Here is a 15,593-nt window from a genome sequence, read left to right on the forward strand (position 1 = left end):
CATGGACATCAAGGGGCATGTTGCCATCGTGACGGGCGGGGCAAGCGGTCTGGGCGCGGCGACGGCGCGGCGGCTGGCGTCCGAGGGCGCGCGGGTCGGTATCCTCGATTTCGACGCGGATCGGGGGGCGGCTGTGGCCGCCGAGATCGGCGGCCATGCGGTGCGCACCGATGTGGGCGATGAGGCATCGGTCGCGGCGGCGGTGGCCGAGATCGTGGAACGGCTGGGCGCGCCGCGGGTGGCGGTGAGCTGCGCGGGCATCGGGCTGGCCGGGCGGATCGTGGGCCGCGAGGGCAAGCTGTCGACCGATCTGTTCGAAAAGACCGTCCGGGTGAACCTGATGGGCACCTACTATGTCATGTCGCACGCGGCGCGGGAGATGATGGCGCTGGAGCCGCTGGACACCGGAGAGCGCGGGGTGGTGATCAACACCGCCTCTATCGCGTTTCAGGACGGGCAGATCGGGCAGGCGGCTTATGCGGCCTCCAAAGGCGCGATTGCCGCCATGTGCCTGCCCGCCGCGCGCGAGATGGCCAAGCAGGGCGTGCGGGTGATGGCGATTGCGCCGGGTCTGTTCAACACGCCGATGATGGAGGGGCTGCCGGAGGAAACCACCGCTGGCATCGTCGCCAATGTGCCGTTCCCGCACCGTTTGGGCGATCCGGCGGAATACGGCCAGATGGTCAGCCAGATCGTCGCCAACCCCTATCTGAACGGCACCACCATCCGCCTTGATGCCGGTGTTCGCCTGCCGCAGCGCTGAGGAGGCGGTCATGACCCAGTATCGCGCGCATTCCGTCACCCGTGAGGACCGGGCCGATGGCACGATCCTGTTGCGGTCCGGCCATGCGATGACGGCACCCGCGACCCGGACCGGCGACTGGCTGGACCACTGGTCCGAGATCACGCCGCATGCGGTGTTTCTGGCGGAACGGTCGGGGGGGGGCTGGCGCGAGGTGACCTACGGTGAGGCGCGCGACGCCGTGCGCCTGATCGCGGCCAGCCTGCTGGCGCGCGGCATGAACGCCGACACGCCGATCCTGATCCTGTCGGGCAACGGGGTGGATCACGGCTTGCTGACGCTGGCGGCGCAATATGTCGGGGTGCCGACCGTGCCGCTCGCCGAGCAATACGCCCTGATCCCCGGCGCATGGCCGCAACTGGAACACTGTGCGCAACTGGTGAAACCGGCGATGGTCTTTGCCGACGACGGCGCGCGGTTCGCCACGGCGCTGGCGCATGACCTCTTTGACGGGGTAGAGCGCGTGGTGGCGCGCAACCCGCAGGCGGGCGAGACCGAACTGGCCGCCATGCTGCGCGCGGGGGACGGGCTGGCGGTGGCGGCGGCGGCGCTACAGGTCGGGCCAGAGACAGTGGCGAAATACCTGATGACCAGCGGGTCGACCTCACACCCCAAGGGCGTGATCACGACGCAGGCGATGATGTGCGCCAATCAGGCGCAGATCGCCGACGCGCTGCCCTTTCTGCGCGAACGCGCCCCCCGGATCGTCGACTGGCTGCCGTGGAACCACGTCTTTGGCGGCTCGCACAACTTTAACATGATGCTGGCCAATGGCGGGGCGCTGTACATCGACGGCGGCAAGCCGATCCCGGCCAAGATCGCCGAGACGATCGAGAACAACCGCCTGATGAACGGCACCATGGCGTTCAACGTGCCGGTCGGCTTTGCCATGCTGCGCAACGCGCTGAAGGCGGACGCCGATCTGCGGCGGCAATACTTCGAAGACCTCGACATGTTGTTCTACGCCGGGGCCTCGCTGCCGCAGGATGTCTGGACGGATCTTGAGGACATGGCGCGCGCGGTGCGCGGCGAGGCGCTGTTGGTGAACTCGTCCTGGGGGTTGACCGAGACCGCGCCGGCCTGCCTGATCCAGCACGAACCGACCACCATGTCCGGCATCATCGGCGTGCCGATGACCGGGGTCGAGGTCAAGCTGATCCCCGACGCAGACATGCGTTGCGAAATCCGTGTGCGTGGGCCGAACATCATGCCCGGCTATCTGAACGACCCCGAGAAGACGGCAGAGGCCTTTGACGACGAGGGGTTCTTTCTCACCGGCGACGCGGTGAAGTTTGTCGACGAGGGCGATCTGACCAAGGGCATGCGTTTTGACGGGCGCATCTCCGAGGACTTCAAGCTGTTGACCGGCACATGGGTGCGCGCGGCGACGCTGCGGCTGGAACTGATGATCGAATATGCGCCCTTGGTGCAGGATATCGTGGTCTGCGGCGCGGACCGGGCGGAGGTGGGATTGATGATCTTTCCCTCGGCAGAGGCGCTGGCGCTGGCGGGCGACACGAAGGACGGCGGCGCGCTGATGAGCGCGGCCCTGCGCGCGGCCCTTGCCGCGAAGCTGGCGCTGCGGACGGGTCACGGCTCTGCCGCGCGGATCACGCGGGTGATTGTGCTGGCCGAGCCGCCGTCGCTGGGTGATGGCGAGATCACCGCCAAGGGCAACCTGAACTACCGCAAGGTGCTGTCGCGGCGGGCAGATCTGGTCGACCGGCTGTATAGCGACGGCGATCCGGCGGTTGTGCGGCTTTGACCGGCGCGTGGGGGGAGGCGATTTTTCGACGAAAAATCGTCCCTGCCTTGATCTGGGACAAGGACCGGCACCATGCAGCGGCTATCCTTGGGGTTCGACATTTCTGATGCGAACAGGAAGACCCCCCATGCATACAGACCGCCTGATCGGCCACGCCCCGCGCAGCCGCGCCTTTGGCGAAAAACTCCATTCCACCCCCGGCACCTGCATCGGGTGCAAGGATTGCACCGGGCTGTGTGCGGCGCTGATCGACGTGCTGATGGTCCCGGAAACGGTTCTGGGCCGCGACTGAGCCGCCGACCGGGGCGGAGTTTGCGACCACCCACACCATTGACTGCGTGACGTGGCGTCGCCACGTCAAACCCCGTTGCTTTTCAGCGCGATCCCCTTTCTTTATGCACTATAGTTCATAGCAACGGGCATGGCGCGGAAGGGATTGCAGTGGCGGTGGAATTGGAGGGACAGGGCGCGGCGGATGACGCGGTTGCCACGCTGATGACCCGCGTCGGCGGGCGTGTCCGGCAGGTGCGTGAACAGCGCGGCATTTCGCGCCGCGTCCTGTCGGAAACCTCGGGGGTGTCGCCGCGCTATCTGGCGCAACTTGAAAGCGGCGCGGGCAATATCTCGATCGGGTTGTTGTACCGGGTTGCGGCGGCGCTGGATTTTCGGATGGACTGGCTGTTGGGCGAAGAGGACCCCTGGACCTCGGAGGCGCTGCAAATGGCCGAGATGTACCGGCAGGCCGAGAGTTCCGTGCAGGGGCAGGTGCGGGCGTTGCTACTGGACGGCGCGCCGGGGGGGCGGCGGGCGCATCGGATCTGCCTTGTCGGTCTGCGCGGTGCGGGCAAATCCACCCTGGGGCGGTTGGCAGGGGCGGCGCTGGAGCTGCCTTTTGTCGAGTTGAACCACGAGATATCCGAGGTTGGCGGCATGCCGGTGGCCGAGATCATGGCGCTGTACGGGCAGGAAGGCTTTCGCAAGCTGGAGGCGGACGCGCTGGACCGGGTGATTGCCACCCATGAACGGGTGATCCTTGCGGTGGGCGGTGGCATTGTCGCCGAACCCGCCACCTACAACCGGCTGCTGTCGCATTTCCACACCGTCTGGCTGAAGGCCGCGCCGGAGGAGCATATGGCGCGGGTGCGCGCGCAGGGCGATGAGCGGCCCATGGCGGGGCAACCCGAGGCGATGGGGCAGTTGAAATCCATCCTGCAAGCGCGCGAGACGTTGTATGAACGCGCCCATGCGCAACTGAACACGTCTGCGGCCTCGCTGGACGACACTCTGAGGCGGCTTGTCGCCCTGATCGAGAAAGAGAAATTCCTTGGCTGAGACGGGGGCTGAAACGCTGGCCGAGCGTCTGCGCGGCCCGTTCCGGGACGCGGCGGAGGCGGTGTTCCTGCACGGCTCGACCCCGTGGGAGGTGGACGAGGCTGTCGAGGCATTCGGGTTCACCGAGGGGCCGTTTGCGGCGGAGGACCGGATCGGGCTGGATCTGGCGTGGCAACGGCAGGGGCCGGACGGCGGGCCGATCCTTGGGCGGATGATGGAACTGGGCAAGCTGGGCCGCATGGCCGGGGCGGGCTGGTATCGCTATCCCGGCGGGGGCGGCAAGGTGGATGATCCGATTGTGGCGGATCTGGCGCTGGAAGAGGCGCATTTTCACCGGATGACGCGGGTGGCGTATTCCGAGGAAGAGATCCGGGCGCGGCTGTTGACGGCCTTGGTGGTGGCGGCGGTTGAGCTGCGCGGGCAGGGTTTTGCCGAGGCCGAGATTGACCGCGTGTCGGTCGCGGCGCTGGGGTTTCCGGCGGACAAGGGCGGTGTGCTGGTCTGGGCGCGGGCTATGGGCGCGGCCCGTCTGGGTGCGATGATCGGTCCGGTGCGGGACGAGGGCCGGGTGCCGCTGCGCCCCTCGCGCTGGCTGGACGACGGGCGCTGGCTGGACGACGGGTGCTGGCCCGCGGGCTGACGGCGGTCAGTTCAGGTCTTCCAGCAGACGTCCGTGACGGCGGGTTTCGGCGATCACTGCGCCAAAGGTGGTCAGGCCGCGCGCCTCCAGCATCGGCAGCATTCTGACCAGAACCTCGGCGGTGGCGCGGGCGTCCCCCAGCGCGGTGTGGCGCAGCGCCTCGGGGATGGTCACGTCCAGCCGCGCGCAGAGCGCGTCCAGCGTGTGCGTCTCGGAGGCCCCGAACAGCACCGCCGACAGCAGCACGGTGTCTAGGATCGGGTGATCCCAGACCACCCCCATCCGGGCCTTGTGACGTTGCAGAAAGGCCATGTCGAAGGGTGCGTTATGGGCCACGATCACCGAATCCCGCGCAAAGCCGTGGAACTTGCGCCCGGCGCGGGCGATGCCGGGCTGCCCGGCGACCATCGCGTCCGTGACCTTGTGTACCTTGGTCGAGGCGGGGGGGATCGGGCGGCCCGGATCGACAAGTTGGTCGATCACCTCGCCGGGGATAATGCGCCCATTCACCACCCGCACCGCGCCAATCTGCACGATCTCATCCTTGTGGGGCAAAAGGCCCGTCGTTTCGGTGTCGAAGACGGTGAAGGTGAGTTTGCCGATTGGCGTTTCGTCGAGGTTTGACGCGTCGCGGCGCTCCATCAGGTCGAAATCATAGACCAGCGGGCGGGCGGACTCTGGCGGGATCTCGATATGGGCGGCGTCGATGATCATCATGAAGCCGCCGCCCTCGACGGGTTTGAACCGCGCGTCATAGCTTTGCTTGCCGTCGAGACCGTGCAGCGGGCGGCTGACATCCTTGCCGACCTTGTTCATCGCCTTGCGCGCGGCCTTGACGCCCGCCGGATCAAAATAGTCGGCCAGCGGGGCGTTCAGACGGGGGACGGCCTGCTGGGCCAGCACCTCGGCGGCCTGACCGTCATAAAGCACGATCTGGTCATCGGCGTTGATCAGCAGCGTGGCCACCGGGATTTCCGTCAGCAGCGCCGTCAGGTGCGCTTTTTCGGCGGCCAGACGGGCGGTCTCTGACGCGATCCGCCGGGCGGTGGAAACCGCGTTTTGGGACAGGGCGGCGGTGATGGCATCGGCGGCGGGCGCGAGGTCGCCCAGATAGCGCGCGCCGCCGGTGTCCACGGTGGCACCGGTCCCGGCATGGGCGCGGGCGCGCATATGGGCGGACAGCCGTTCAATCGGTTTGGCGATATTCTCGTCAAACAGCAGCCAGACCCCGGTGCTGAGCGCGACAAACCCGAAACTGGCAAGGATACCGGCAAAGACAAAGCCATTGGCGGGCGTGGTGGCCAAGGCCCGCGCAAAGCCGGCCCAGAGCGCACCCAGCACGATGCCGACACCGCCAAGCGCCAGAAGGCAGAAGAACAGAAAGATCCGCAGGCGCAGGCTGAGCTTGCTCATGGGATCAGACCTCGGCGCAGACGGTCTTGACGACCGGATCGTCGGGGCCGACATCGCGCCACAGCGGCGGCGAGCCATCCCCCAGAACCGGATCGGCGCGGCGGTGGCCTGCGCAATCGACCATGACCTGCACGATCTGGTTGGACCGCCAGCGCCCGTAGAAATAGAGCTTTACGAGGTACAGTCCCTCTGTCTCTGCGTTCTTGAGCGGGCTGGCGGTGTCGACCGCGACAAAGCGGTCTGTCAGCGGATAGACGTAGGTCCAGGGCCGCCACAGGGCGCTGGTCTCGACCGTTTGCGCAATGCTCAACCCTTTGGGCAGATTTTGCGCGGTGCGGCTGTACCAGCTGTATTCGCTGGCGATCCCGGCGATCAGCATGGCGGCCCCCGCGCCGACGGGCACACTCCAGCGCGGCAGGCGGCGACCGGTCAGCGCCGACAGGATCATCATGAGACCCGCGCCGACGAAACCCGCCACAAAGACGGCGATCAGTTCCAGAAACATCTTTCTCTCCTCCTCGGGGCGCGGGTTATGTCCCGTTTGCCCCTTTGTGGCCTGTGCCGTCGTGCTAGCCAAGCATCCCCTTGCCGTGACCTACCGCCGATTGCAGCGATTTGACCACGACAAAGGCGTTTCGCAAATGACTCCGCTCAAAGTCTGACAGGTCAGCGGGGGCCAGATAGTTGTCCGGTGCGTTGCCTGCCTTGATCTGACGCGCCTGATGGTCCAGCCGCGTCTCGGCGATCAGGTCATAGGCATCCAGCAGGTCCTGCCCGCCGGACTGGCTCAGCACGCCGGTTCCGATGGCGGCCTCCAGCCGGGCGCGGGTGTTGACCGCGGTCAGCGATCCTTGCAGCGCATAGACGCGGCCCAGATCGACCACCGGCACAACCCCGTTGTGTTTCAGGTCCAGCTGGTTCTTGTGCTCGCCCGAGCGGATGGTGGCAAAACCCCGCAGCAGGCCAAGGGGCGGCGTGTGTTTCATCGCGTTCGAGATCATATGCGCCACGAAGATCGAATTTTTCGCCGCCTTGGCAAGGGTCTGGTCCTGAAGGTTGTCGAACAGGGTCGCGGTGCCGCCGATCGGGCGCAGGTCGAACATCACAGAGGCCAGCATCTGCGCCTCTGGCACCGGTTTGGCGATCCAACTGTCGAAATAGCCGCGCCAGACGCGCAATGGTTGGCACCAGCGCGGGTTTGAGGCCATCATCTCGCCGGGGCAATAGACATAGCCGCAGGTGTTCAGCCCGTCGGTGACGATCCGGGCGAGGTTTTCGAAGTAGGGGCGCATGTCTTCGGTAAAGTCGTCGTGCAGGATCAATACGTTGTCCTGATCCGAAACGCCGGTTTGTTCCTGTCGTCCCTGACTGCCGCAGGCGGCCCAGAGATAGGGCACAGGCGGCGCGCCAAGGTCCGCCTCCGCCATGGTCAGCAGGCGGCGGGTGGCGGTGTCGGCGATGTCGGTGATCAGGCGGGTCACAACCTCATGCCGGTTGCCGCCCGCCACCAGTTGCACCAGCAGTTGCGGAATGCGGGCGGTGACGCGGGCCATGGCCTCTGGCGTCTTGGCCAGCGCCAGTTCCGACACCAGTTCCGCCGAGGTCGTGGCCTGAAAGCGGGTCAGGTCGGTCTGGGTGACGATGCCCACCAAATTGCCGCCTTCGGTGACGGGAACATGGCCAATGCGCCGCTCCATCATCATGTGCAGCACATCCGACCCGATGGCCGAGGGCGGCAGGGTCAGCGGATCGGCGGTCATGATTTCCGACAGGGGGGTGTCATGGGACAGGCCGCCGCCCACCACCTTGCCCGAGATATCGCGGATGGTGGCGATGCCGCGCAGCACCTTGCCCTCGGTGATGCAAACCGATGAGATGTGGCGCGACTGCATGAGCTGGGCGGCGTCGCGCACCGGCGTGTGCGGCGGGCAGGTCAGCGGGGCGGGGGCCATCAGGGTTTCGACCCGCGTGGTGGTCAGGTCAGCGCGTTTGGGTTTCGCGGGGCGCTGGCGGTCAAAGAACTTTTTCACCGCGGGCTGGGTGTCCATGAGATGCCGGAACTCTGCCGGGGGCAGCACCAGCAGGCGGGTGTCCTCGCGGGTGCGCGCCGAGGTGGCGGCCAGCCCGTCGCGGACAAGGCCGCGCTCGCCAAAGCTGTTGCGCGGACCCAGCAGCGAAATCTGCGCGCCGTTGCTGTCGGTGACGTCGACCGCGCCCTTGTGGATCAGATACAGCCCGTCCAGCGGTTGGCCCAGCGTATAGATGTCCTGACCGGCCTCCAGTGTCTGCTGGCGGAAGGCGGGCAGCAGATCCTCCAGCACCTGCGGTTCAAGCGCATCGTAGGGATGGACGGCGGACAGAAAGCGGTGAAGGTCGGCGCGGTCGATGGGCATGGGGCATCCTTGCGCGGGAAATGAAACGTCCCGCCCGGCATAGTGCCGGACGGGACGGGGTGTCATGCGGCGGGCGGTCTTGGCCCGCCGTCCCGTCCCGGTCTTGCACCGGGACCTCTGGCGCGCTGGCCCGAGGTCCCGGCGCGGGGGCCGGGACGGGGTGGTCTCAATGGTCCGCAGCCGCGGCACCGGCACCGCGCGGCACACGCACCGATTCCACCAGATCTTCGATCTCTTGCGGGATCGGCTGGGTCATCTTCGACACCGTAAAGGCCACGGCGAAGTTGATGATCGCCCCGACAGCCCCGAAGGAGGTCGACTGGATGGTGCCCAGCAGCGGGTCCGCATCGGTAAAGCTGTTGGTGTCAGGAATGAACAGCCAGCCCTTGTGCAGGAAGATGTAGACCAGCGTCACCAGCAGACCTGTCACCATGCCTGCAACCGCGCCTTTGTTGTTCACCTTGGTGAAGATGCCCATCATCAGCGCCGGGAAGATCGAGGCCGCCGCAAGGCCAAAGGCCAGAGCCACGGTTTGCGCCGCAAAGCCCGGAGGGTTGAGGCCCAGATAGGTGGCCACCGCGATGGCAACTGCCATGGCGACCCGTGCGGACATCAGTTCACCCTTTTCCGAGATCTGCGGGTTGATCGAGCCCTTGATCAGGTCGTGGGACACGGCAGAGGAGATCGCCAGCAGCAGGCCCGCAGCGGTGGACAGCGCGGCCGCAAGACCGCCCGCCGCGACCAGACCGATGACCCAGCCGGGCAGGTTGGCGATTTCGGGGTTGGCCAGAACAAGGATGTCACGGTCGAACTTGGTCAGTTCGTTTGCGTCACCCCAACCGGCGGCTTCCATCTTGGCCACGGTGGCTGCATCGGCATCGTTGAAATACGCGATCTTGCCGTCACCGTTCTTGTCTTCCCAGCCCAGAAGGCCGGTCTTTTGCCAAGTTTCCATCCAGTCATAGCGGGTGTCGCCCTCGATCATCTCGACGGAGACAGGCTCACCGGCTGCACCATTGGGCCACATCATGTCGGTGATGTTCAGGCGTGCCATCGCACCCACAGCCGGGGCCGTCAGGTACAGCAGCGCGATAAAGACCAGCGCCCAGCCAGCGGACCAGCGTGCGTCAGCCACGCGCGGCACGGTGAAAAAGCGCATGATGACATGCGGCAGACCCGCCGTACCGATCATCAGCGACAGGGTGAACAGCACCATGTTGAGGGTGTCGGAGTGGTGGGTGGTGTACTCGTTAAAGCCCAGTTCGGCCACGATGGCGTCCAGCTTGGCCAGCAGCGGCTCGCCGCTGGCGGCATGATCGCCAAACAGACCCAGCGCCGGAACCGGGTTGCCGGTCAGTTGCAGCGAGATGAACACCGCCGGGATGGTGTAGGCCATGATCAGCACGACGTATTGTGCGACCTGCGTATAGGTCACGCCCTTCATGCCGCCGAAGACCGCGTAGGCAAAGACCACGCAGGCCCCGATCAGCAGGCCGGTTGTGTTGGAGACCTCAAGGAAGCGGCCAAAGGCCACGCCAACGCCGGTCATCTGGCCGATCACATAGGTGAGCGAGGCCACCAGCAGCGCGATCACCGCCACGACCCGTGCGGTCGGCGAATAGAAACGGTCGCCGATGAATTCCGACACGGTGAACTTGCCGAACTTGCGCAGGTAGGGCGCAAGCAGCAGCGCCAGCAGCACATAGCCGCCGGTCCAGCCCATCAGGAAGGTCGAGTTGTCATAGCCGGTGAAGGCGATGAGACCGGCCATACCGATGAAAGAGGCCGCGGACATCCAGTCCGCCGCCGTGGCCATGCCGTTGGTGACGGGGTGAACGCCGCGACCGGCGGCGTAGAATTCCGATGTGGAACCCGCACGGGCCCAGACCGCGATGCCGATGTAGAGCGCGAAAGACGCGCCGACAAACAGCAGGTTGATGGTAAACTGATCCATAACGTCTTACTCCTCCTCGACGCCGTATTCACGGTCGAGCTTGTTCATCCGCCAGGCGTAGAAGAAAATCAGCGCCAGAAAGACGATGATCGACCCCTGCTGGGCAAACCAGAAACCCAGATCGGTGCCGCCGACCTGAATGCCCGAGATCATCGGGCGCAGCAGGATGCCAAAGCCGAAAGATACCAGCGCCCAGATGATGAGGCTGACAACGATAATGCGCACATTGGCCGCCCAGTAGCCCGCGTCGGACTTTGCCTGTTCAGCTTGTGAAGTGTGATCCGCCATGATGCGGTTCCTCCTCTTTCCTCCAAGGAACCCGCCGCGCAGGGAACGCGGCGGGCAGTTCTTTCGGCTCCGCTCAGGCGGTGGCCGTCTTTACGATCGCGGACAGCTTGCCCGCGATATCGTCGATGTCGCCCATGGCATTGATGCCGATCAGCGCGCCTTGGGCGGCGTAGTGTTTGATCAGCGGGGCGGTCTGGGCGTGATAGGCGTCAAGCCGCGAGGCCACGGTTTCGGCGTTGTCGTCGGCGCGGCGGTTGAAGTCGGTGCCGCCGCACTTGTCACAGGTGCCGCTGGCCTTGGGCTGCTTGAAGGCGTCGTGATAGCCTTCGCCGCAGCCGGCGCAGGTGTAACGGCCCGAAATCCGCGTCACCATGGCGGCGTCGTCCACCTCAAGGCTGACGGCGGCGTTGATCTTTTGCCCGTTCGCAGCCAGCAGATCGTCCAGCGCCTCGGCCTGTGCGGCGGTGCGCGGGAACCCGTCAAGGATGACGCCCTTGGCGCAATCCGCGTCGGCCAGCCGGTCGCGCAGGATGGCGATGACGATCTCGTCCGAGACAAGCTCACCCGCCTCCATCACCGCCTTGGCCTGCTTGCCCGCGTCGGTGCCTGCGGCCACGGCGGCGCGCAGCAGATCGCCGGTCGACAGCTGCACAAGGCCAAAGGTCTCTTCCAGCATCCGGGCCTGCGTACCCTTGCCGGCTCCGGGGGGGCCAAGCAGGATCAGCACCGGGGCGGCGGCGGTTGTCTTGCTTCCGTCCATCATGTCCCTCACGCCTTGTTCATGCGGTTGTCGATGAGATCGTCGACAACGGAGGGATCGGCGAGGGTGGAGGTGTCGCCCAATGCGCCGTAGTCGTTTTCGGCGATCTTGCGCAGGATGCGGCGCATGATCTTGCCGGAGCGGGTTTTCGGCAGGCCGGGGGCCCATTGGATCAGGTCGGGCGAGGCGATGGGGCCGATTTCGGTGCGGACCCAGGTGCGCAGCTCCTTGCGCAGTTCCTCGGTCGGCTCGACCCCGTTCATCAGGGTGACGTAGCAGTAGATGCCCTGGCCCTTGATCTCGTGCGGGTAGCCCACGACCGCCGCCTCGGCGACCTTTTCATGCGCCACCAGCGCCGATTCCACCTCGGCCGTGCCCATGCGGTGGCCGGAGACGTTGATCACGTCGTCCACCCGCCCGGTGATCCAGTAATCGCCGTCGGCATCCGCGACAGCCGTCGCCGGAGAAGGTAGCCCTTGCCAGTCCGAAATAGGTCTTCTCGAACCGCTCGTATCGCCCAGACGGTGCGCATCTGCCCCGGCCAGCTGTCGGCGATGGCCAGCACGCCTTCGGTCGGGCGCTCCTCGATGATGGCGCGGAGGTCGGTTTCAGCACCACGGGCCTGATGCCGAAGAACGGCTTCATCGCCGCGCCCGGCTTGGTCGCATGGGCGCCGGGCAGGGGTCATCAGGTGGCCGCCGGTTCGGTCTGCCACCAGGTGTCGACGATCCGGGCCGCCGCCACCGACCTTTTCGTTATACCAGTTCCACGCCTCGGATTGATGGGTTCGCCCACGGTGCCGAGATTTCAGCCAGGATAGTCGCATTTCGTTACGAAATCGTCACCCTGGCCATCAGCGCGCAGATCGCCGTCGGGGCGGTGTAGAACTGATTTACCTTGTGTTTCTGCAAACCTGCCAGAACCGGCGTCGGGCCAGGTCGGCGCCCTCGAACATCAGCGTCGTCGCGCCGTTGGCCAAGGCCCGTAAACAATGTGGAATGCCCGGTACCCAGCCCCGTCGGCGCTGCACCAGTAGATGTCGCCCTCGTGGTAATCGAAGGTGATCTCGTGGTCATGGCGGCGTAAACCAATATCCACCACTTGGTGCACAGCCCCTTGGGCTTGCCGGTGGAGCCGCTGGTGTACAGGATGAACAGCGGGTCCTCGGCATTCATCAGCGCGGCGGGCGGTCGGGGGCCGCCGTCTCCATCGGCGCCAGGAGATCGACGTCGCGGCCGTCGGTCAGGTGTCTGGTCGCCGGTGTGCTTGACGACCAGGCAGCGCACCTTGTCAGGCAGTGCAGCAGCGCGGCGTCGGCATGGACTTGAGCGCGGTGCGCCGCGCCCCGCGGGGCGGTGTCGGCGGTGATGACGACCTTGGCGCCGGGATCGTTGACGCGGTGGCCAGCGCGTCGGGCGGAAAGCCGGCGAAGACGATGGAGTGGATGGCGCCGATGCGCGCGCGGCCAGCATGGCATAGGCGGCCTCGGGGATCATCGGCAGGTAGATGACGACGCGGTCGCCGCGCATGACGCCCTGGCTGAGCAGGACGTTGGCCATGCGGTTCACCTTGTCGTAGAGCTCGGCATAGGTGATGTGGCGGGCGGGGTCCTCGGGGTTGTCGGGCTCGAAGAGGATGGCGGTCTGCGCGCGCTCGGGCGGGTGGCGGTCGTGCAGTTCGCCGCGACGTTGAGCACGCCGTCCTCGTACACTTGATGCTGACGCTGCCGAGATCGAAGCAGGTGTCCTTGATCTTCGTCGGCGCCGAGATCCTCCAGCCGCTCCGCCTGCTCCGAAACCCGTCCGGATCGCTCAGCGACCGCGCCCATCTCGTCATACCGCGCCGCATCGACATGCGCGCAGACGTGAACGACGGCGACGGCAGGTAGGATTTGTTCGTCATGGGATTGCTCCTCCTGTTTCGGGGCAGAAACGCCCGGCCCCGATGACAAGGCTGCTTGGTCGCAGGAGGGGCCGGAGCGCGTTCAGATGGCAGATATTCTGCCCGCAGGCTTTCATTTTCAAGCACTTCCGCGGCGGTTCCGTCGAAGACGATGGATCGGTGTCGGGATGATCGCCCGGTCGGCAGTTGCAGCGCCCGCACGGCGTTCTGTTCGACGATGATCGTGGTCATGCCCTGCTCCTTCACGTGGCGCAGGGTCTTTCGTCTCGTCGACGATCCAGGGCAAGACCTTCGTAGGGTTCGTCAGCAGCAACACCTTGATATCGCGCGCGAGCGCGGCGATGGACAACATCTGCTGCTCGCCGCCGGAGAGGTGACGCCCTCCTGCGGCGTTCTCCAGTCGCGGGAAGAGTTCGTAGATCGCTCGATCGACCAGCCCACCGGCGGCGCGATCTGGGCAAGCTGCAGGTTCTCCTCGACCGTGAGGCCAGGAATGATGCAGCGATCCTCGGGCGCAGGCCGAGGCCGCGCCCGCCGCCTCGTAGGAGGTCATCTTGTGCAGCGGCTGGTGATCAGCCAGATCTCGCCCTTCTGCACCTGCGGCGAGCCCATGCGCGATCGAGCGCAGCGTCGTCGTCTTGCCCGCCCCGTTGCGCCCGAGCAGGGCGGATCTCGCCCTCGTGGACGTTGAAATTGATGCCCTGAACGATGTAGCTCGCCGTAATAGGAATGCATGTCCCAGACGGAGGAAGGCCGGCGCGGTTTCGGCCATGTTGGCGTTCTTGGAAAAGTCGGTCTGACGTTCATCTTTTCGCTCCGTGATTTTGCGCTTCGATGGCCGCCCGGGCGGGGCGGTCATATGGGGACACCAGTCGGCTTCGATCTGTCGGCCCGGTTCCGGGTCGGATGCGAATGGCGTCCTCTGCCGCTTCGCACTGTTGCCGGGTCTCGGGCTTCCGTCACGACCTGGCCCAGCAGTCGTGGCGGTGTAATGACGAAGATCAGAAGAAACATCCCGGCCCCCATTCCTGCCCTCCGCCGTCACGCGTGTTCGCCAAGGTAGGCTTCTGTACAGCGGATGGCCCTTGATTTTCTCGGGCACGTCCTCGACCAGCGGGGTGCCCTGCGCCAGAACGGTGATCCGGTCGGCAAGGCTGAACACCACGTGCATGTCGTGTTCGATGATTGCGATGGTGATGTCGCGCTCTTCCTTGATCTGCTTGAGCAGGTCGATGGTATTGTTGGTGTCGGCCCGCGCCATGCCGGCGGTGGGTTCGTCCAGCAGCAGCAGCTTGGGCGACTGCACAAGGCACATCGCCATCTCCAGCCGCCGTTTGTCCCCCCGCGACATCGAGGCGGAATGCATGTGGCGCTTGTCCAGCATCCGGACCTCGGCCAGCACGCCTCGGCCCGAGTGATCAGGTCGGACTCGGACTGCCGGATTTCACCGCATGCAGGCGGTAAGAACCGTCCCGCTTGGCGAAAAGCGGGATCATCATGTTTTCGAAGACCGTCAGATCGCCAAAGATCTCTGGCGTCTGGAAGACGCGGGAAATCCCCATCTGGTTGATCTCGTGCGGGCTGCGCCCCAGCACCGACTGGCCCTGGAACAGGACCGAGCCGGTGTCGGGGATCAGCTTGCCCACGAGGCAGTTCAGCAGCGTGGATTTGCCCGCCCCATTGGGGCCGATGATCGCGTGGCAGGTGTTTTCCTGCACCGAGAGGTTCACGTCCGACAGCGCCTTGAGGCCGCCGAAGCGCTTGTTCACGTCCTTGGCTTCGAGTGCCCGGTGCGCTCCTTATTCGGCCGGATCGGTGACGGCGGACTTGCTGTCGCAGGTCGACCACGCAGGGCGCACCGATGCGCAGCCGCCCTCGGAGGCCTCCCGGCAGGAAGATCACGATCAGCATGAACATCAGGCCCAGCGTCAGGTGCCAGCCCTTGCCCACGAGGATGGACGGGGTGACGACCGATCCTCAAGCCCGTCGGGCATGAAGCTGAACCATGTGTGCAGCACGTTGTCGTTGATCTTGGAGAAGATGTTCTCGAAGTACTTGATGAGGCCTGCGCCCAGCACCGGGCCGATCAGGGTGCCCGCGCCGCCGAGGATGGTCATCAGGACAACCTCGCCCGAGGCGGTCCATTGCATCCGCTCCGCACCGGCCAGCGGGTCCATCGCCACCATCAGGCCACCGGCCAGACCGGCATACATGCCGGAGATGACAAAGCAGGTCAGCATGTAGGGTTTGGGGTTGAGGCCGGTGTACTTCAGCCGCTGCTGGTTCGATTTGATCGCGCGCAGCATCATGCCGAAGGGCGAGCGGAAGATGCGGATCGCCAGGT

15 protein-coding genes and 2 pseudogenes are annotated in these 15,593 nt (G+C 65.8%); 6 read left to right on the top strand and 11 right to left on the bottom strand.

All coding sequences use genetic code 11. From position 1 onward, the window contains the following. The first annotated feature begins 1 nt into the window (after position 1). From ACN0S5_RS06920 to ACN0S5_RS06940, 5 genes are all read left to right on the top strand, one after another. On the top strand, positions 2-763 hold the full coding sequence (locus tag ACN0S5_RS06920) for an SDR family NAD(P)-dependent oxidoreductase (protein ID WP_417207284.1): 762 nt from the start codon (positions 2-4) through the stop codon (positions 761-763). A 10-nt stretch (positions 764-773) separates the two neighbouring features. Beyond that, a complete protein-coding gene (locus tag ACN0S5_RS06925; RefSeq protein WP_417207286.1) occupies positions 774-2,567 on the top strand; it encodes a feruloyl-CoA synthase in 1,794 nt (597 codons plus the stop codon). A 127-nt stretch (positions 2,568-2,694) separates the two neighbouring features. Beyond that, on the top strand, positions 2,695-2,859 hold the full coding sequence (locus ACN0S5_RS06930) for a hypothetical protein (RefSeq protein WP_417207288.1): 165 nt from the start codon (positions 2,695-2,697) through the stop codon (positions 2,857-2,859). A gap of 149 nt (positions 2,860-3,008) precedes the next feature. Beyond that, on the top strand, positions 3,009-3,899 hold the full coding sequence (locus ACN0S5_RS06935) for a helix-turn-helix transcriptional regulator (protein ID WP_417207290.1): 891 nt from the start codon (positions 3,009-3,011) through the stop codon (positions 3,897-3,899). Then, the gene (locus ACN0S5_RS06940; protein ID WP_417207292.1) at positions 3,892-4,539 is read left to right on the top strand and encodes a 3-hydroxyacyl-CoA dehydrogenase family protein; all 648 of its coding nucleotides are present in this window, start codon (positions 3,892-3,894) and stop codon (positions 4,537-4,539) included. Before ACN0S5_RS06935 ends, ACN0S5_RS06940 begins: the two co-directional genes overlap by 8 nt. 6 nt (positions 4,540-4,545) lie before the next feature. Here ACN0S5_RS06940 and ACN0S5_RS06945 read toward each other — a convergent pair whose 3' ends face one another. The 8 genes from ACN0S5_RS06945 to ACN0S5_RS06980 all read right to left on the bottom strand — a co-directional run bounded on the left by ACN0S5_RS06945 (position 4,546) and on the right by ACN0S5_RS06980 (position 13,155). Beyond that, positions 4,546-5,952: a PolC-type DNA polymerase III gene (locus tag ACN0S5_RS06945; protein ID WP_417207293.1), complete on the bottom strand. Its 1,407-nt coding sequence runs from the start codon at positions 5,950-5,952 to the stop codon at positions 4,546-4,548. Between the two features lie 4 nt (positions 5,953-5,956). After that, the gene (locus ACN0S5_RS06950) at positions 5,957-6,457 is read right to left on the bottom strand and encodes a hypothetical protein (protein ID WP_417207296.1); all 501 of its coding nucleotides are present in this window, start codon (positions 6,455-6,457) and stop codon (positions 5,957-5,959) included. A gap of 64 nt (positions 6,458-6,521) precedes the next feature. Further along, the gene (locus ACN0S5_RS06955; protein WP_417207299.1) at positions 6,522-8,345 is read right to left on the bottom strand and encodes a DUF294 nucleotidyltransferase-like domain-containing protein; all 1,824 of its coding nucleotides are present in this window, start codon (positions 8,343-8,345) and stop codon (positions 6,522-6,524) included. A 166-nt stretch (positions 8,346-8,511) separates the two neighbouring features. Further along, positions 8,512-10,299, bottom strand: a complete 1,788-nt coding sequence (locus tag ACN0S5_RS06960; RefSeq protein WP_417207300.1) for a sodium:solute symporter family protein — start codon at positions 10,297-10,299, stop codon at positions 8,512-8,514. A 6-nt stretch (positions 10,300-10,305) separates the two neighbouring features. Beyond that, the gene (locus ACN0S5_RS06965; protein WP_417207302.1) at positions 10,306-10,587 is read right to left on the bottom strand and encodes a DUF4212 domain-containing protein; all 282 of its coding nucleotides are present in this window, start codon (positions 10,585-10,587) and stop codon (positions 10,306-10,308) included. A gap of 73 nt (positions 10,588-10,660) precedes the next feature. Then, on the bottom strand, positions 10,661-11,347 hold the full coding sequence (locus ACN0S5_RS06970; RefSeq protein ID WP_417207313.1) for an adenylate kinase: 687 nt from the start codon (positions 11,345-11,347) through the stop codon (positions 10,661-10,663). Between the two features lie 8 nt (positions 11,348-11,355). Beyond that, on the bottom strand, positions 11,356-11,760 hold the full coding sequence (locus tag ACN0S5_RS06975; protein ID WP_417207304.1) for an AMP-binding enzyme: 405 nt from the start codon (positions 11,758-11,760) through the stop codon (positions 11,356-11,358). Positions 11,761-12,177: 417 nt separating this feature from the next. Beyond that, entirely contained in the window at positions 12,178-13,155 is a 978-nt protein-coding gene (locus tag ACN0S5_RS06980) for an AMP-binding protein (RefSeq protein WP_417207315.1), read from the bottom strand. Here ACN0S5_RS06980 and ACN0S5_RS06985 point away from each other — a divergent pair. Next, positions 13,095-13,235, top strand: a complete 141-nt coding sequence (locus ACN0S5_RS06985) for a hypothetical protein (protein ID WP_417207306.1) — start codon at positions 13,095-13,097, stop codon at positions 13,233-13,235. The genes ACN0S5_RS06980 and ACN0S5_RS06985 overlap by 61 nt on opposite strands. 132 nt (positions 13,236-13,367) lie before the next feature. On the opposite strand, the gene ACN0S5_RS06990 is transcribed toward ACN0S5_RS06985, so the two are convergent. The 3 genes and pseudogenes from ACN0S5_RS06990 to ACN0S5_RS07000 form a co-directional block, all read right to left on the bottom strand. After that, complete coding sequence (locus ACN0S5_RS06990; protein ID WP_417207317.1) at positions 13,368-14,108, bottom strand: ATP-binding cassette domain-containing protein; 741 nt, start codon at positions 14,106-14,108, stop codon at positions 13,368-13,370. Positions 14,109-14,290: 182 nt separating this feature from the next. Next, positions 14,291-15,018, bottom strand: a pseudogene (locus ACN0S5_RS06995) (ABC transporter ATP-binding protein). Between the two features lie 88 nt (positions 15,019-15,106). After that, positions 15,107-15,593 (bottom strand): annotated as a pseudogene (locus tag ACN0S5_RS07000) (branched-chain amino acid ABC transporter permease); the annotation flags it as partial.

The organism is Antarctobacter sp. (assembly GCF_048262615.1).
GTDB lineage: Bacteria > Pseudomonadota > Alphaproteobacteria > Rhodobacterales > Rhodobacteraceae > Antarctobacter.